Here is a 17,325-nt window from a genome sequence, read left to right on the forward strand (position 1 = left end):
GATTGGAATCACTGGCGTGTGTTGCCGACAGTACACAACTATTGTGGGATAATTGCAGCGAATTCAACGCTGCGTGAGAAGGGTCCGAACAAGGGCGGCGCGGCAAATTCTGTTTGCAGTGCGGAATCGAAGGCGGACAAGCGCTCTCGAACCGTTATACTGCCCGCCGGGGTGAGTCGACAGACGCACAAAGGATTCGTGCGCCTGTCGAGCTAAGGTAGATGGGGCAGCATGACGCAACAGCAGGCACTGGGAACTCTCAATGGTTGCGAACTGCTCGGCGGTCTGGCGCCCGAGCAGATTGAAGCGCTCGAACGCCGGTGCACCTGGCGGCGGTTCAAGAACGGAGAGCAGGTTCTCGACCGCAACAGCGACTCACGCGACGTGTTCTTCGTCGTCGAGGGCGAGGTACAGATCGTCAACTACTCCGCCTCGGGACGGGAGATCGCCTACGCCACGGTGAAGACCGGCGGCTACTTCGGCGAACTGGCCGCGATCGACGGCGAGCCGCGTTCCGCTTCGGCGGTGGCGCAGGGCGCCTGCGTGCTGGCCCAGGTTTCGCCTTCGGTCTTCATGGATTTCGTCGGCGAGTCCCCGTCGGTCGGCCAGCGGGTGATGAAGCGTCTGGCGCGTATAATCCGCACCTGCGACGAACGCATCATGGATCTGTCGACGCTCGGCGCCGTGCAGCGCGTCTATCTGGAACTGCTCCGGCTTGCCGAAGAGGACCCTGTCACCCAGGGCGCCTGGGTCATCTACCCGATGCCGACCCAGAGCAATATCGCCGCCCGCGCCTCGACCACGCGCGAGACCGTCGCCCGTGTGATCAGCCAGCTTGCCCAGGAAGAGCTGGTGAAGAAGAAGGGCAAGAGCCTCTATCTGTGGGACCGCGACGCGCTGGCGATCCGCGCCGAGAAGATGTCTCCGAACGAGCCGCAGGCGCGCTAGGACCGCCAGGCCATTTCCAAGGCCGGATGCGTTTTCTATGTTGGGCCCCGCTGACGGGTGGGGAGCCAACGAATGACCGATGAAATCGATGTTCTGGTGATCGGCGCAGGCAATGCTGCGCTGTGTGCAGCGCTGTCGGCGCGGGAGAGCGCGGAGCGTGTCCACGTGCTGGAGCGCGCGCCGAAGGCCGAGAACGGCGGCAACAGCCGCTTCACCGCCGGCGCCATGCGCTTTGCCTATGACGGACTGAACGATCTGCAGAAGGTCATGCCCGACCTGACGGACGAGGAGATCGCCACCACCGATTTCGGCAGCTACACGCGGGACCAGTTCTTCGACGACATGTTCCGCGTGACGCAGTACCGCTGCGACCCGGAGCTGGTGGAGATGCTGGTAACGCAGTCCCGCGACACCATGATCTGGATGCGCGAGAAAGGCGTCCGCTTCGTGCCGATCTACGGCCGGCAGGCCTTCAAGATCGACGGCCGGTTCAAGTTCTGGGGCGGCCTGACGGTCGAGGCCTGGGGCGGCGGCGAGGGACTGGTCGAACTCACTGACCGAATCCTGCGCCGCCCGCGGTATCGGCATCGAATACGACGCCCGCGCCGTCGAACTGATCACGGACGGCGTCGCGGTCACCGGCGTGATGGTGCGCCGGAACGGCGGGAAACCGGAACCGTTGCATGCCCGGTCCGTCGTCATTGCCTCCGGCGGCTTCGAGGCCAATCCGGAATGGCGGACGCGCTATCTGGGGCCGGGCTGGGAAATGGCCAAGGTCCGCGGCAGCCGCTTCAACACCGGGGACGGCATCCGCATGGCGCTCGACATCGGCGCCAGCGCCGCCGGCAACTGGTCCGGCTGCCACGCCGTCGGCTGGGAGCGCAACGCCCCGGAATTCGGGGATCTGGCCGTCGGCGACCAGTTCCAGAAGCATTCCTATCCCTTCGGCGTGATGGTCAACGCGACGGGCAAACGCTTCCTGGACGAGGGCGCGGACTTCCGGAACTACACCTACGCGAAATACGGTCGGGTGATCCTGTCCCAGCCGGGCGAGTTCGCCTGGCAGGTCTTCGACGCCAAGGTGAAGCACCTGCTGCGCGGCGAATACAACATCAAGCAGGTCACGAAGGTCACGGGCGACACGCTGGAGGAACTGGCCGGCAAGATGGAAGGCGTCGATCCGGCGGGCTTCCTGGCCGAGATGGCGCGCTACAACGAGGCGGTCCGGACCGACATCGATTTCAACCCGAATGTGAAGGACGGGCGCTGCACCGAGGGCCTCGATGTGCCGAAAAGCAACTGGGCCAACCGCGTCGATGAGGGACCGTTCGAGGCCTATGCCGTCACCTGCGGCATTACCTTCACCTTCGGTGGCCTGCGGGTCACCACGGATGCGCAGGTGCTGGACAGCGACATGCGGCCGATCCCGGGGCTCTTCGCCGCCGGCGAACTGGTCGGCGGGCTCTTCTATCACAACTATCCGGGCGGCACGGGGCTGATGTCCGGCGCCGTCTTCGGACGCACCGCGGGCCGCAGCGCGGCCGCTGCAGCGGCAGTTCAGACGGCCGAGGCCGCGGAATGACCGTCGCCTTCATCGGTCTCGGCGTCATGGGCGAGGCCATGTGCCGGAACATCCTGAAGAAGGCCGACCAGCCGGTCATCGCGTTCGACCTGAACCCCGATCCGGTCAGTCGGCTGGCGGGCGAGGGGGCGGAGACCGCCGCCGATACTGCCGACCTGATGGCGCGAGCGGATATCGTCATCACCTGCCTGCCCGGTGGCGCGCAGGTCCGCGAGGCGGTGCTCGGCGAGAGCGGGCTGGCGTCGATGGCGCGCGAAGGGCAGGTCCTGATCGACATGTCGACCTCCCAGCCCGGGCTGATGCGGGAGATCGCCGAGGCGCTGGCCGCGAAAGGCGCAGCCTTCGCCGATGCACCGATCGCCCGGACGCGGCAGGCCGCCGCCGACGGCACGCTGGCGATCATGGTAGGCGCCGACGACGCGACCTTCGCCCGCATCGAGCCGGTGCTGGCCTGCATGGGAACGGACATCCTGCATTGCGGTCCGGTTGGCTCGGGCCAGATCGTGAAGATCCTGAACAACATGGTGCTGTTCCAGACAAACGTGGCGCTGGCCGAAGCGCTGAACATCGCCGAGGCGCAGGGCATGGCCGGAGAGACACTGCTGCAGGCGATGTCGAAGGGCTCGGGCGACAGCTTCGCGCTGCGCAATCACGCGACGAAAGCGATGCTGCCGGGCGACTATCCGAACCCGTCCTTTTCTGTGAAGTACGCCCGCAAAGATCTCTCATATGCCATTGAGATGGCGGAAGAATCGGGGTTGCCGCATCCAGGATGCGATACGGTCGACGACCTGTTCGAGAAGGCCATCGAGGCGGGCGACGGCGACCTCTACCACCCGGTGATCCGCAGGCAACTCGCACGGGACGCATGACTGCCGCGAGTTGAGCGGGCGTTCAGGGAAGCGTATCCTCAGGGGCAAATCCGGCGCTGGAGCGCCGTTGCGTACCTGGGGAGGAACGTCATGAATTCACCCGTCCCGACATCAAACTACGGTGAGCACCAGAGCGCGATGGAGCGCTACATGGCCGAGGGCGAAGCCCGCGCCATGGCGCTCGGCAACCGCGGCCCGATCCGCTTCATCGGCGAGGGCATCCTGCATCCGGACATTGTCGAGGCCTACTGGCGCTGCGGCTTCTACGTCTTCGAGGGCGTGCTGAAGGACGATGAACTGGCCGATATCGAGGCCGACCTGCAGAGCATGATGAGCCGTTTTCCGGTGAAGAAGGGGGCGGATGTCGATGCCGAAGGCCGTCCGGCGCTGGGCGCGTCGAACAAGGCGCCGAAGCTGTTCTGGTCGAAGCCGCTGGCCGACCCGTTCGGCGGCACCGAGAAGGCGAACGGCCGCCATCCGGTGAAGATGTACGAGCCCGTCGCCGCCAATGATGCGCCCGAAGACATCGTCTATCTGTCGCTGGGCACGCTGGAATTTTCCGAGGCGCATCTGAGGGTCTACGGCCATCCGGGCATCCTGGGCGTCGCCGCGGCGATCAACGGTCAGGACTTCGTACCCTTCAACGAGGCCTATTTCATCAAGGCGCCGGGTCTCGGCGCGTCGGTCGCGTGGCACCGGGACGGTGTCACCCACTGGGACTCCCCGGACTGGGATCAGGGCACGCACGGCTTCAACTTCATGGCGCAGCTCTATGGCTGCACGCCGGCCAACGGTCTCTGGATCGTGCCGGGTACACACAAGATGCGCACGGTCGACATCAGGCAGATGGTGGCCGACGCAGGCAGCGAGCGGCTGCCAGACGCGGTCCCGCTGGTCTGCAAGCCGGGCGACGTGGCGATCACCAACCGCCAGCTCGTCCATGGCTCCTTCGCCAACACCAGCCCGGACTGGCGCGTGACGCTGAATTTCGGCTTCCACCGCAGGCAGTCGGTGCTGGGCGTTCAGGGCGGGGGCATCCACAACGCGCCGGCGGTCTATGACGACGAGCGCATCCGCCGCCGCGCCCGCATGATCGGCTATGCCATCGATGCCCGCCGCCAGCGGTTCCCGGACGAGACGCCCTTCACCTACCGCCCGCACGAGAAGAGCGGCGAGGCCTGGACCTGGGACGAGAAGGCGAAGGCCGACGTGGTCGACTACAATCTCGAAGACTTGAGTATCTGACCTCGGAACCCCGGCGCTACGGCGTCGGGCCCCTGGGCGCTGCCATCATCAACTGATTGTCCTGCGTCAGGATCAGCGGGCGGAATTTCGCGGCGAAAGCCATGAAGTCGTCATCTGCATAGACCCGGTTCCAGTGCGCGCGGCGGTCGGCATCGTCCTCGAACTTCCAGATGTGGACGATCTTGTTCAATGCTCCCACATCGCCGGTGAAGTAGCCGACAAGCTTGTCGCCATGTTTCTCCAGTGCCGGCCAGCCAACCGACCGGTAGAGCTCCACTGCCTCGCCCAGCTTCCCTGCGTAGAGCGTGTACGTCCGCAGTTCGTAGATCGCCATTTGCGCCTCTCCTTGCCGTTACGGCTCGTCTGGATAGACCGGCTTGGTCCGGTTCTCGGTGGCGACCAGGCCGGCGCCCGCCGCGGCCGCGACGGTCTGCGGCGCCGGGCGGGACGGGGAGGGATGCGGCGGCTCGGCGGGCGCCGGGGCGTCGGGGGTCAGGTCGCCGTCGCCGTTCTGAGCGGCCTGCTCCTGCATCCATTCCGGCCAGTCGATCTGCACCCGGCGCTGGGCCAGTTCGATGCCCTGCTCGTAGAGCGCGTTCTTCACTTCCTGGAAGACGGCCTTGCGGATGATGAACTGCTCGCGCGGCTTGCACATGAATTTGGTGCGCACGATCAGCGCGCCTTCCTCGATCTTGAACACGCCCTGCGATTTCAGCGGCTGGATGAACTTCGGACCGAGTTCCGGATCCTCCAGCAGGCGCAGGCCGACCTTCTTGATGATCTTGCGGACCTTGTCGGTATCCACCTCGTAGTGCAGGCGGAACTCCTGCTTGTAGATCGCCCAGTCGCGGTTGTAGTTCGTGATCGAGCGCAGTTCGCCGAACGGGATCGTGTGGATGGCGCCACGGTGATGGCGCAGCCGCATGGAGCGGATCGAGATCATCTCCACCTGACCGCGGATGTCGCCGAACTCCACGTACTCGCCGACCCGGAAGGCGTCGTCGATCAGGAAGAAGATGCCGGAGATGATGTCGCGGACCAGCGCCTGAGCGCCGAAGCCGATGGCGATGCCGACCACGCCGGCGCCCGCGAGCAGCGGGCCGATATCGAGACCCATCGAACTCAGCACGACCATCACGGTCACGGCGGCCAGCACCGACAGGATGAAGCCGCGGATCAGCGGCAACAGCGTGCCGAAGCGCGAGGTGACCATGCCGCCCAGGCCGTCCTCGTCGGTGACCGCCTCGGCGGCCATCTCCATCGCCTTCTCGTGCTCGCGCCGGATGAAGCGGTCGATGGTGCGCTTGACCGCAGACCAGATCAGCGAGGCGACCACGATGATGATCGCGATCTCGATCAGGACGTCGGTCGCGTGCTGGCCCAGCGGACTGCGGTAGGCCGCGACCATGTCGACGCCCAGAATGTGCAGGACCGACAACAGTCCGACGATGCCGAGCAGCGTCCGGGCAATCGTCCGGAAGGAGGGCAGCAGCGAGGTGCGCTTCTGCAGTGGCAGGGGCGCGGGGTCCGGTTCGGGCACGACTTCCGCCGGTAGCGCTTCGGCTGCCGCGGCGGCCGCGTCTTCCGGATCGATGGGGATCTGCGAAATGCTGCGGTTGAGGTCGATCGGCTCGGGTTCCGGCGCCCGGCCCGGCAGGACATGGCCGGCATAGACCGCCAGCGCGAAGGCGGTGAAGCCGATCATGACGGCGACGATCTTGCTGCCCTCGGCCGAGAAGATGCTCAGCGTCCAGATCAGCAGGAACAGCACGCTGGCGATCTGCAGCCAGGTCCGGCGGTAGCGCCCGAACAGTCCGTCCAGAATGCCCTCGGGCTGCCGTGCCGGATCGTTGGCGGTGGCCGTCGTGACCAGCAAGAAGGTGATTGCGGTGACGACGAGGCCGGCGATGACGAGCAGAACGGCGAAGACCGCCGGCGGCATGCCCAGCAGGCGGATCATGCCGACGCTGAAGCCGATCAGCCCCATCACGGCGGCGACCGCGGTGGTCCATCGCGCCAGCGTCAGCGCCATCCTGTCATCTGCGTCGATCAGGCGGTGCCCCGGCCGGCCTGGCGCAAAGAGCGCGCCTGAAATCACCCAGCCCGCATAGGCGACGGAGACCGCGCCGAGATAGGAGATCAGGAAAATCCGCATCGGGTCGTATTGCTGGAACCAGACCAGCGAGATCAGGAACCCGGTGACGACGAAGCCGATCAGGAAGACCAGATCGCGTAGGAAGACGACGGCGGCGATCGGCAGCCGGTCCATCGTGAAGGGCGCGGCCGCGGACGGCACCGTCAGGATCCGGCGTGTGGCGCGGCGGAGCAGCCCGGCGACAAGGAAGCCGCCGGCCAGCATGGCCGCCAGGTTCAGGATGCCGGTCCACATCCGCGGCCAGCCTTCGAAGTCTGTCAGCAGGATGAAGGCGCGGTCGATCTGGTCCGACAGCTCAGGAATGACAGCGAGCGTGGTGCGGATATTGTCGGAGATTGTCGCGACGCTCATCCGGGCGCCGTCGATCACCTGGGCGAAGGGATCGCCGGATCCGCCCGATTCGGCTGCTGCCGTGGCCGCGGCGGGCTCGGACGCCCGCTGGTCCAGTTCCTCGCGGACCTGCTGGCGGATGGTTTCCTTCAGCGCCGCATCCAGGCTGCCCGGCTGCGCCGCCGGGTCTTCGGCGGAATTCTGCTGAACCGCGGCGCGCTGTTGCACCGTCAGCGCCGGATTCTGCGCCGATGCACCGGCAGCGGCCATCATCAGCGCCGTCAGCGCCAGCATCAGCGCGGCAATGAATGTCGGGAAAGTCTGTCGCATCGGATCGCCCCTCAGCTGTCTGCGGCCCGGTCCCCTCAATCCACGCCCGTCCGGCAACCTGTGCGTAATGATCAGTCTAGTGAATTCCGTGCAAAGGGGAATCTCGGGCTGCGTCAAAGATTCCGGGCCAGGGCGTGTGATCGCCGACACATTGACGTGCGCGTAAAGCAAAATTCGTCCGGAAACCGTACGTAGACAGTTTTTCGGTAACCTTTTGCCCCCATCTCCAGACCATGTCCTACCACGACGATATTCAGGATCTGCTGCCGGACGACGACGCGATGCTTTCGCGCCTGGCGAGCCGCGTTGGCAAGCCGCTGAACCGGAGGGCGTTCCGCTACTGGCTGTCGATCCGGGGGCAGCGGGCGATGCCCCTGCGGCGGGATTTCGATCCCTTCGCCATTCCGTCGGTTCTGCCGTCCGTGATTCTTCTCCAGGTCCTGCACGCGGAAAAGGACTTCCTCTACCGCGTTGTCGGCACGCGCTGGGTGGATCATTTCGGCCAGCAACGATGCCTGGCGCCGGATGAGCCAGATCCCGCACCAGCGCCCGCCCTCGGCGGTTTGGGAAGCCTGCGCCAGCGTTGTGGAGTCGCGTCTGCCCCTGATGCCCGAGCACCTTCCCTATGTCGGACAGCAGTTCAAGGCGCGCGACATCGAGGTGCTGATCATGCCGCTGTCGGCGACCGGCGAACTCGCGGATTACCTCTTCGTCACGGTCGATTTCGTGAAGGACGACGCGGTCGCCTGAGGCCGCCTCAATTGCGTTTCGGCGCGCGGTACGTCTCGACCTCGTTGTTCACCATCACCATCCATTCCGCATAGTCCGGATCGATCGACTTCCCGGCCTGGACCAGCTCCTGGCGGAACGCGGTCTCCAGCGGACCGCCGCGGCCGGGCCAGATGCGGAACTTGATCCGGATGAACTGCCGGCCCGCCGCCGTCGTGGCGGGATCCATGACTTCGGGCGGCGCGCGGAAGATGCCCGCGAACTGTCCTTCGGCGGCAGCGCTGAGTACGCGTACCCTGTCCTCCATCCGCTCTGCAGCGTCCGCGTCCTGCGGCAGGGTCACGTCGACGAAGCAGCGGACATAGCCGCGCGGGTAGGCGACGACGTTCAGGATCGAACGGTTCGGGACGAAGACCTCGGCCCCGAGCGGGCTGCGAAGCACGGTGAAGCGCATGCCGAAGCGTTCGACCACGCCCACCTGGCCGCTGATCTCGACGACATCGCCGACGTCGAACAGGTCGGTGAAGACGATGGTCACGCCGCTGACGACATCCTGCACGATGCCCTGGGAGCCGAAGGCGACCGCCAGACCGATGATCGAGGCGCTGGCCAGATAGGTCGAGAGCGGCACGCCCGCCTCGGTCATCACGAAGCCGAAGGCGGTGAAGTAGATCACGAACACGGCGATGCTGGTCAGCAGACTGATCAGCGTCAGCGCCTTGCTCGAGCTTCGGGCGATCTGCGACGTGGTCGCCCGACCGCTACCCCAGCGGATCAGCCGAACGAGCAGGTGGCCAAGCACGGCCAGGCCCGCCGCCAGGGCGACGCGCTGCCATGTTCCCAACTGGTCATAGAAGTCGAGCATGGCCTCGCCGTCTGGCCGTGATCCGTTGCTTGTTGCTATTGTGCCGACGCTCACCAGTAGATGGGAGAGGACCGGAATGTCCAACCGAATCTGGATCGCCCTTGCCGCAGCCTTACTGGCCTTCGGGCCGGCATGCGCCCCGGCGAGGGCTGCCGAGGATGTCTACAGGACCGCGGTCAATGCGCAACTTGTCCGAGAGGCGCCGATCGGCAAGGCGCTGAAGGTCGAGTTCGACGGCATACCGGGGCCGAGCGAGCAGATGCGGGCCATCTTCAACGAGGAAATGCAGCTGCGCGGCTATCGCCTGGACCCGGTTTCTTCGACGGTTCTGACCATCCGCTGGCGCGGATCCTTCAGCGAGACCGACCAGCCCTCCCGCTTTCAGGCGCGCGGGAAGGGTGGCAGCGACTCACGTACCGAACTCGGCTTTGCGATCACGCTGGGCGTGCCAGCCGCCAACGAGGGCGAAGAGACGTACTCGCTCGGCGCGTCGCTGGCCGATGGCGACGGCGAGATATGGAAGGGCAAGGTCATCGCCGTCAGCGCGTCGCGCCAGAAGACGCATATTCTCCGGCAGATGACGCGGCAATTGCTGGACGTCGTGGGCGGCAACCTGTCGACCGAACCGCCTGCGGCTCCCCCCCGCCGCGCAGCGAATGACCGGAGCCGCGGCTGGGCGACCGTGGCGTCAGTCCTTCCAGTGATAGATGGTCATGTTCAGCAGCATGCGCGTCTCGGCGGAATGCTCGACGCTCATGGGCAGAACCACATATTCCAGCATCGGCAGGAAGCGGTCGCGGATCAGCTGCGGATGGCCGCGCCGCCAGTAGGGAATCTGACGATCACAGCAGGTGTTCAGCGCGGCGACCGTCTCCGGAATATCGCCGGCGCCCTCCTGTTCGTCCAGATACTGGCCGATGCGAGGACGCGTGGTCGCGCGGGTGAGATTGCTGCCCATCAGCCGGTAACGGAAGCGGCGCGGTTCGCCCACGACGTCCAGCAGCCAGACATTGGCGAGCAGTTTCGGGATCTCGATCACGGGGTCGATGTCGGCACGGTCGGGAATCGGCGCATCGCCGATCTTGGCCAGCCAGTAGCGGTGCAGGGCCAGGATGTCTGCGTGCATCCACGCTGGCGGCGGACCGAAGCCGTGTTCGCTGTCCTCGTTGAAATCCCGTCGTTTCGTCATCGTATCGGTTGATGTAGCTGCAGGGTGTAAACGGACAATGAACTAGCCGGATACCGCGACACGGAGCGGAGCCGAGAGAAGGAATGCCTTCACCGTCAGGAGGCCGGCCGGTCGTAGATCGTCATCATCAGCAGCAACCGGACGTCCTCCGATCCGCCGACGGTGAGCGGCAAGGCGAGGTTCTGTAGTCCGGAGATGTGGTTGTGGTGCGCCAGCTGGGGGCGGCCGCGGCGCCAGAACACGATCCTCTCGGTGCAGCAACGCTTGAACGCCGTAATGGTCGCGAAACCGGCCTCGTCCTGCGGCTGTTCCTCGGCGTACTGCCCGACCTGGGACGGGCCGCCGCTTCGGACGAGATCGTTGCCGATCAGCCGGAAGCGGAGCCGGAGCGGATCGTGCTCGACGTCCAGCAGCCAGACCGCCGAAAGGAGCTTCGGAATCTCGATCAACGGGTCCAGATCCTTGCGGTCCGGGATGTCGCGGTCGCCGCGTTTGTCATCCCAGTATCGGTAGAGCTGATGGATGCGGGCATCGAAATACGGTGGCGGCGCGCCGAATCCGCTTTCTTCTCTGATTTCGGGAGTTTCTGCCAAGTTGGGGTATTCCGATGCGACTGATCCGAGGCGGACACTACGACGGCGAGGTCTGTCTGTCGTCGGCTATTCCGAAAGTCGTCCGGTACATCAGCCTGCGGTGACCGTCATAGTCGTTCACCGCGTAGTGCATGGTTGTGTAGTTGTTCCATACCGCGACCGTGCCGGCGCGCCAGCGATGGCGGACACAGAATTCGGGCCGGGTCGTGTGCCGTTGGATGGCGTCGAGTATCGGTGCGCTCTCGGCCTCGGTCCTGCCCGACAGCCGGAGCGCGTAGGTCGGGTTGAAATTCAGTGCGGGCTTGCCGGAAACCGGATCGATGCGGATCGCCGGATGGGGCATTTCCCGGTCTGCCTGCGGGTCGTCGCGAACCATGCGGATCGAGCCGCCGGACCGCTCTTCCTCCTTCGGGGCGTGGCTGACGCCATAGGGCTTGCCGATATGGATCGCGTCCCGGCCATCGATTTCGGCGCGGAGATCTGCCGACAAGGCGTCCAGCGCCGCCACCTGGTTGGCCCAGAGCGTGTCGCCGCCGAAGGGCGGCACCTCGACCGCATTGAGCACGGAGCCCAGCGGCGGAACCGGCAGAAAGCTGAAATCGGAATGCCAGTCGCCGCCGAAGACGCCGACATTGACCTCGCCGGCCTCTTTCAGCACCGCGATCACATCCGGCTCGTCGTCCATCGGCACGACATAGGGGCAGCGTTCCAGCGGGCCGAAAACCTGCGTCAGGCGCTTCTGTGCCGGAATGTCGAGATGCTGGTCCGGCAGGAAGATCACCTGCCAACTCGCCAGTGCGTCTCTCAGCGCCGCCGCCAGTTCCTCGCCGATGGGCCCGGTCAGGTCGGGTCCGAAGATCTCGGCGCCGGTCCAGCGGGTGAGGGGCCGAATGTCGAACGCGGACATTATCGTCCCCGGTAGGTCTCGACATCGGGGTCGGGCAGCCAGACGCCGCTCGGCGGTTCGCCGGTCTGGTAGAAGACATCGATCGGGATGCCGCCGCGCGGATACCAGTAGCCGCCGATCCTGAGCCATTCCGGCTCGATGGCGTCGACGATCCGCTTGGCGATCAGCAGGGTGCAGTCCTCGTGGAAGGCGCCGTGATTGCGGAAGGAGCCGAGGAACAGCTTCAGGCTCTTGCTCTCGACGATGTGGGCCTTCGGCACGTAATCGATGATCAGGCGGGCGAAGTCCGGCTGGCCGGTGACCGGACAGATCGAGGTGAACTCCGGCGCGGTGAAGCGGACGACATAGGGCGTGCCCTGATGCGGGTTCGGCACCGCATCGAGTATGGCGTCGTCGGGGTTGTCGGGCAGGTCGCTCTGCCTGCCGAGATGTTTTATCGCATCATCCATCTGCCGCCTCCTGTGGCAGGTTCCGCGCATGGCGCTCAGGCTGGTCATCTTCGACTGCGACGGCACGCTCGTCGACAGTCAGCACGGTATCGTCCGCTCGATGCAGCAGGCGTTCCTGAGCTTCGGCTTGATTGCACCGCAGCCGGAGGCGGTCAAGCGCGTGGTGGGGCTGAGCCTCGATCATGCGGTCAGCACGCTTGCCCCTGAACTCGGATCGTCGGATGTGAGTCAGGTCGCCGGCACCTACAAGGCGCTGTTCAGTGAGCTGCGGCGCGGCGGGGACCTGCCCGAGCCGGCCTTTCCCGGCGTGCTTGACGCCGTCGCGGAGCTGGAACGGCGCGGCTATCTCCTCGGCGTGGCGACGGGCAAGTCGCGGCGCGGTCTCTTCGCCGTCGTCGAGCGCCTGGGACTGGATGGCAGGTTCGTCACGCTGCAGACCGCCGACGACGTCATGGCCGGCAAGCCCGCGCCCGACATGTGCCTGCAGGCCTGCGCCGAGGCCGGTGTCGATCCCGCGGACGCTGTCGTCATCGGCGACACCACCTATGACATCGCCATGGCGCTCAGCGCGCGGGCCGGGGCCATCGGGGTCGCCTGGGGCTATCACCCGCCGGCGGAACTGCAGGCGGAAGGCGCGCGGAGCATCGCCCGGCACGGGCGGGATCTGCCAGGTCTCGTCGACGACCATTTCAGTGAGGCTGCATCATGAAGCGCTTCTACAAGGCAGCCGGTGTTGTGGAGGCCGAGGACGGTTTCGACGTCCAGCTGGACGGCCGGGCGATCCGCACCCCGGCGAAAAAGGTCATGCGTCTGCCGACGCGGCCGCTGGCCGAGGCGGTCGCCGCCGAGTGGAACGCGCAGGACGACGAGATCGACCGTATGGCGATGCCGCTCAACCGGATGACGGGCACCGCCATCGACGAGCTGGCCGGACGGCGCGCGGCGACGGCGGCCGCGGTCGCGAACTACGCCCGTGCAGACATGGTCTGCTACTGGGCCGAGCATCCGCAGACGCTGATCGAGCAGCAGCAGGCGGCATGGCGGCCGCTGATCGACTGGGTCGGGGAGCGCTACGGCGCGCGACTGCTGGTGACGTCCGGCATTCTGCCGATCGAGCAGGATCCCGACACGTTGGCGCGCCTCCGGTCTGCCGTGGACGAACTGGACGATTTCCGCCTGGTCGGGCTGTCGGTCGCGGCCGGCACGGCAAGTTCCCTGGTCATCGGGCTGGCGCTTGTCGAACAGCGTCTGGACGCCGAGGCTGCCTTCGAAGCCGCGCAGCTCGACGAGAGCTATCAGATCGCCGAATGGGGCGAGGACGAGATCGCGGCGACCCGCAGGGCGGGGGTGCTGGCCGAGTTCCGCAACGTCGAGGCCATGATCCGCGCGCTCCGCAGCTGACGGCTGCCGCCAAAACACTGGCGGGGCTGCTGGCCCGATGCTATCCAGCCGGAAGTACTGAAGCGGCTGCCGGGGGACAGGAATGCAGGACATCGTCCAGATGCTGGAGGAGAAGCGGGCCAAGGCGCGGCTGGGCGGCGGCGAACGCCGCATCGAGGCGCAGCACGGCCGGGGCAAGCTGACGGCGCGTGAGCGCATCGAGCTGTTGCTTGACGAAGGCTCGTTCGAGGAATGGGACATGTTCGTCGAGCATCGCTGCACCGATTTCAGCATGCAGGACAACAAGGTGCCCGGCGACGGCGTTGTCACGGGCTACGGCACCGTCAATGGCCGTCTGGTCTTCGTCTTCAGCCAGGACTTCACCGTCTTCGGCGGCGCACTGTCGGAAATGCATGCGCGCAAGATCTGCAAGGTGATGGACAAGGCGATGCAGGTCGGCGCGCCGGTCATCGGCCTGAACGACTCCGGCGGCGCCCGCATCCAGGAAGGCATCGACAGCCTTGCCGGATATGCCGATGTCTTCCAGCGCAACGTGCTGGCTTCCGGCGTGGTGCCGCAGATCTCCCTGATCATGGGCCCCTGCGCCGGTGGTGCCGTCTACAGCCCGGCCATGACGGACTTCATCTTCATGGTGAAGGACACGTCCTACATGTTCGTGACCGGCCCGGACGTGGTGAAGACCGTGACGGCCGAGACCGTGACCGCCGAGGAACTGGGCGGCGCGATCACCCACACGACGAAATCCTCGGTCGCCGACCTGGCCTTCGAGAACGACGTCCACGCCCTGACCCAGACGCGGCGGTTCATCGATTTCCTGCCGGCGTCGAACCGCGAGGCGCCGCCGCGGCGTCCGACGTTCGACAATCCGGAACGGCAGGAAGCCTCGCTGGACACGCTGGTCCCGGCGAACCCGAACAAGCCGTACGACATGATGGAACTGATCGAGAAGATCGTCGACGAGGGCGACTTCTTCGAGACCCAGCCGTCCTACGCCAAGAACATCCTCACCGGCTTCGGCCGCATGGAAGGCCATACGGTCGGCATCGTGGCCAACCAGCCGATGGTGCTGGCGGGTTGCCTGGATATCGATTCGTCGAAGAAGGCCGCGCGGTTCGTGCGCTTCTGCGACTGCTTCAACATCCCGATCGTCACCCTGGTCGATGTGCCCGGCTTCCTGCCTGGCACCAGCCAGGAATACAACGGCATCATCAAGCACGGCGCAAAGCTGCTGTTCGCCTATGCCGAGGCGACGGTGCCGAAGGTCACGATCATCACGCGCAAGGCCTATGGCGGCGCCTATGACGTCATGAGCTCCAAGCATCTGCGCGGCGACGTGAACTATGCCTGGCCGAACGCCGAGATCGCGGTGATGGGCGCCAAGGGCGCCGTGGAGATCATCTTCCGCGCCGATATCGGCAATGACGAGAAGATCGCGGCCCGGACCGAGGAATACCGCCAGACCTTCGCGAACCCGTTCATCGCGGGCGCCCGCGGCTTCATCGACGACATCATCATGCCGCACAACACGCGCTTCCGGATCATCAAGTCGCTGCGGATGCTGAAGTCCAAGGAGCTCAGCAATCCCTGGAAGAAGCACGACAACATTCCGCTTTGATCAACGGGTACTGATTGTCACCCCCGCCTTGTGCGGGGGTCTGGTGCGGCTTCGCCGCGGCTTTTCGACTGTCCGGATGCCCGCACGAAGCGGGCATGACAGCCAGCGCAAGAAAAAAAAGCCCCCGGCGCAATCCGGGGGCTTCTTCGTTTCAGGTGTGGCGGCGCGCAGTCACTTCAGCGCGGCGCAGGCCTTCTGGATCCGCGTGCAGGCCTCGGTCAGCGCCTCGGTGGAGGTCGCATACGAGATGCGGAAGTGGGGCGACAGCCCGAAGGCCTCGCCCTGGACGCAGGCGACGCCGACGCTTTCGAGCACATAGGTGACGAAGTCTGTGTCGTTCTCGATCTTCTTGCCGTCCGGCGTGGTCTTGCCGATGCAGCCTGCGCAGGACGGATAGACGTAAAAGGCGCCTTCCGGCGTCGGGCAGTGCAGGCCCTCGGCGTCGTTCAGCATCTTCACCACCAGATCGCGCCGGGCCTGGAAGACCTCATTGCGTTCGGCGATGTAGTCGTTCGGTCCTGACAGCGCCTCGACCGCCGCGGCCTGGCTGACCGAGGAGGGGTTGGAGGTCGACTGCGACTGGATCTTGTTCATCGCCTTGATGAGTTCGACCGGGCCGCCGGCATAGCCGATCCGCCAGCCGGTCATCGCATAGGCCTTCGAGACGCCGTTGACCGTCAGCGTGCGGTCGTAGAGCGCCGGGCATACCTCGGCGATCGTGGTGTACTCGAAGCCGTCATAGACAAGGTGCTCGTACATGTCGTCGGTCATGATCCAGACATGCTCGTGCTTCTTCAGCACCTCGCCCAGCGCCGCCAGCTCGTCTCGGGTGTAGGCCGCGCCGGTGGGGTTGGACGGGCTGTTCAGGATCAGCCACTTGGTCTTCGGCGTCAGCGCCTTGTCCAGCGCTTCGGCCGACAGCTTGAAGCCCTGGTTCGGCCCGGCCTCGACGAAGGTCGGTTCGCCGCCAGCGAGAAGCACCATGTCCGGATAGGAAACCCAGTAGGGCGCCGGGATCAGAACCTCGTCGCCCGGGTTCAGGGTCGCCATCAGCGCGTTGTAGAGCACCTGCTTGCCGCCGGTGCCGACGATGATCTGATCGGGCGTGTAGTCCAGGTTGTTCTCGCGCTTGAACTTGCCGCAGATCGCCTTGCGCAGCTCCGGCGTACCGCCGACGTCGGTGTACTTCGTCTGGCCTTCGCGGATTGCCTTGATCGCGGCTTCCTTGATGTTGTCGGGCGTATCGAAATCGGGCTCGCCCGCACCGAGACCGATCACATCCTTGCCGGCGGCCCTCAGCTCACGGGCTTTCGCCGTGACCGCGATGGTCGGCGAGGGCTTGATGCGGCTGAGCGACGACGCAAGTATCGACATGGTCTGTCTCCGGATTGTCAGGTTGCGGAAGGCCTTCCCCCCTCGGAAAGGCCGCGCGGACCCTACGCCGCGCGCGTGACCAACTCAAGGCAATGTCGAACCTGACCTGAACCTTTCCGGGGTATTCAAGTGCCGTTCAATGCCCCGGAAGACGCTGTTCCCGTTGGTAATCGACAACGGGGAAACTGTCATGAAACTCAACCTTCTCATTCCGCTGCTGCTTGCAGTCGCGGTCGGGACGCCAGCACTGGCCGACGACCGCGGCCGCGGACACGGCCACCAGTTCCAGCGCGAACTCCGCCAGGACCTTCGGGAAAGCCGCGAACGGCGGCAGGAACTGCGGGACCGGTTGGCCGATATTCGCAGCGACCGCCGCGAATTGCGCGATCGCTTCGGCAATTTCGGCCGGGGCCGCGTTCACACGCGCCGTCACGATGACTTCCGCAACCGTGGCCACCGTTTCGGGCGCCTGCACAATGAACGCCGGGAACTGCGCCGCGAATTCCGCGACACCCGCCGTGAATTGCGTCAGGAACGCCGGGAATCGCGCCAGACCCGGCGCGAACTGCGCGAGTTCCGCGAGCGCCGGGACGACCGTCAGGCCTTCCGAGATCAGCGCGATCGCCGTTTCGACCGTGATGGACGGAGTGACCGGGGTGATCGGTTCCGCGACAACCGTCGTGACCGCTTCGACAGCGGCCGCGAACGCCGCCGCGAGAACCCGCGGGACCTGTAACAGGT

At 65.7% G+C, this 17,325-nt stretch carries 15 protein-coding genes and 3 pseudogenes; 10 read left to right on the forward strand and 8 right to left on the reverse strand.

Features of this window, described 5'->3' with window-relative positions; all coding sequences use genetic code 11:
- Window positions 1-231 precede the first annotated feature (231 nt).
- From ACMVY4_RS14070 to ACMVY4_RS14085, 4 genes and pseudogenes are all read left to right on the forward strand, one after another.
- Window positions 232-948: a Crp/Fnr family transcriptional regulator gene (locus ACMVY4_RS14070; RefSeq protein WP_416896651.1), complete on the forward strand. Its 717-nt coding sequence runs from the start codon at window positions 232-234 to the stop codon at window positions 946-948.
- Window positions 949-1,020: 72 nt separating this feature from the next.
- Window positions 1,021-2,530: pseudogene (tcuA, locus tag ACMVY4_RS14075) on the forward strand (FAD-dependent tricarballylate dehydrogenase TcuA).
- Window positions 2,509-3,402: pseudogene (locus ACMVY4_RS14080) on the forward strand (NAD(P)-dependent oxidoreductase); the annotation flags it as partial. The pseudogenes tcuA and ACMVY4_RS14080, both read left to right, overlap by 22 nt.
- A 90-nt stretch (window positions 3,403-3,492) precedes the next feature.
- Window positions 3,493-4,647 (forward strand): phytanoyl-CoA dioxygenase family protein, encoded by a 1,155-nt coding sequence (locus ACMVY4_RS14085; RefSeq protein ID WP_416896652.1) that lies wholly within the window; start codon window positions 3,493-3,495, stop codon window positions 4,645-4,647.
- 16 nt (window positions 4,648-4,663) lie between these two features.
- On the opposite strand, the gene ACMVY4_RS14090 is transcribed toward ACMVY4_RS14085, so the two are convergent.
- Window positions 4,664-4,981, reverse strand: coding sequence for an NIPSNAP family protein (locus ACMVY4_RS14090; protein WP_416896653.1), 318 nt, complete (start codon window positions 4,979-4,981; stop codon window positions 4,664-4,666).
- 18 nt (window positions 4,982-4,999) lie between these two features.
- Entirely contained in the window at window positions 5,000-7,462 is a 2,463-nt protein-coding gene (locus ACMVY4_RS14095; protein WP_416896654.1) for a mechanosensitive ion channel family protein, read from the reverse strand.
- Window positions 7,463-7,743: 281 nt separating this feature from the next.
- Between ACMVY4_RS14095 and ACMVY4_RS14100 the strand changes: the two are divergent.
- Together ACMVY4_RS14100 and ACMVY4_RS14105 are read left to right on the forward strand one after the other, a co-directional pair.
- Window positions 7,744-7,956 (forward strand): annotated as a pseudogene (locus tag ACMVY4_RS14100) (PAS domain-containing protein); the annotation flags it as partial.
- A gap of 112 nt (window positions 7,957-8,068) precedes the next feature.
- Window positions 8,069-8,212, forward strand: coding sequence for a hypothetical protein (locus ACMVY4_RS14105; RefSeq protein ID WP_416900387.1), 144 nt, complete (start codon window positions 8,069-8,071; stop codon window positions 8,210-8,212).
- 7 nt (window positions 8,213-8,219) lie between these two features.
- Here ACMVY4_RS14105 and ACMVY4_RS14110 read toward each other — a convergent pair whose 3' ends face one another.
- From ACMVY4_RS14110 to queF, 5 genes are all read right to left on the reverse strand, one after another.
- A complete protein-coding gene (locus ACMVY4_RS14110; protein WP_416896655.1) occupies window positions 8,220-9,056 on the reverse strand; it encodes a mechanosensitive ion channel family protein in 837 nt (278 codons plus the stop codon).
- A gap of 688 nt (window positions 9,057-9,744) precedes the next feature.
- Window positions 9,745-10,245, reverse strand: a complete 501-nt coding sequence (locus ACMVY4_RS14115; RefSeq protein WP_416896656.1) for a PAS domain-containing protein — start codon at window positions 10,243-10,245, stop codon at window positions 9,745-9,747.
- Between the two features lie 95 nt (window positions 10,246-10,340).
- Window positions 10,341-10,838, reverse strand: coding sequence for a PAS domain-containing protein (locus tag ACMVY4_RS14120; RefSeq protein ID WP_416896657.1), 498 nt, complete (start codon window positions 10,836-10,838; stop codon window positions 10,341-10,343).
- 37 nt (window positions 10,839-10,875) lie between these two features.
- Window positions 10,876-11,745: a TauD/TfdA dioxygenase family protein gene (locus ACMVY4_RS14125; RefSeq protein WP_416896658.1), complete on the reverse strand. Its 870-nt coding sequence runs from the start codon at window positions 11,743-11,745 to the stop codon at window positions 10,876-10,878.
- Entirely contained in the window at window positions 11,745-12,194 is a 450-nt protein-coding gene (queF, locus tag ACMVY4_RS14130) for a preQ(1) synthase (RefSeq protein WP_416896659.1), read from the reverse strand. The genes ACMVY4_RS14125 and queF overlap by 1 nt, the downstream gene beginning before the upstream one ends.
- A 28-nt stretch (window positions 12,195-12,222) precedes the next feature.
- Between queF and ACMVY4_RS14135 the strand changes: the two genes are divergently transcribed.
- The 3 genes from ACMVY4_RS14135 to ACMVY4_RS14145 all read left to right on the forward strand — a co-directional run bounded on the left by ACMVY4_RS14135 (window position 12,223) and on the right by ACMVY4_RS14145 (window position 15,210).
- The gene (locus tag ACMVY4_RS14135) at window positions 12,223-12,903 is read left to right on the forward strand and encodes an HAD-IA family hydrolase (protein ID WP_416896660.1); all 681 of its coding nucleotides are present in this window, start codon (window positions 12,223-12,225) and stop codon (window positions 12,901-12,903) included.
- The gene (locus ACMVY4_RS14140) at window positions 12,900-13,595 is read left to right on the forward strand and encodes an ATP12 family chaperone protein (protein WP_416896661.1); all 696 of its coding nucleotides are present in this window, start codon (window positions 12,900-12,902) and stop codon (window positions 13,593-13,595) included. Before ACMVY4_RS14135 ends, ACMVY4_RS14140 begins: the two co-directional genes overlap by 4 nt.
- Before the next feature lie 82 nt (window positions 13,596-13,677).
- A complete protein-coding gene (locus tag ACMVY4_RS14145) occupies window positions 13,678-15,210 on the forward strand; it encodes an acyl-CoA carboxylase subunit beta (RefSeq protein ID WP_416896662.1) in 1,533 nt (510 codons plus the stop codon).
- Between the two features lie 171 nt (window positions 15,211-15,381).
- Here ACMVY4_RS14145 and ACMVY4_RS14150 read toward each other — a convergent pair whose 3' ends face one another.
- Window positions 15,382-16,584, reverse strand: coding sequence for a pyridoxal phosphate-dependent aminotransferase (locus ACMVY4_RS14150; RefSeq protein ID WP_416896663.1), 1,203 nt, complete (start codon window positions 16,582-16,584; stop codon window positions 15,382-15,384).
- Between the two features lie 190 nt (window positions 16,585-16,774).
- Here ACMVY4_RS14150 and ACMVY4_RS14155 point away from each other — a divergent pair, with 190 nt between their 5' ends.
- Window positions 16,775-17,320, forward strand: coding sequence for a hypothetical protein (locus ACMVY4_RS14155; RefSeq protein ID WP_416896664.1), 546 nt, complete (start codon window positions 16,775-16,777; stop codon window positions 17,318-17,320).
- Window positions 17,321-17,325: the final 5 nt, after the last annotated feature.

Origin of the sequence: Minwuia sp., assembly GCF_048007105.1 — a bacterium.
Lineage (GTDB): Bacteria > Pseudomonadota > Alphaproteobacteria > Minwuiales > Minwuiaceae > Minwuia.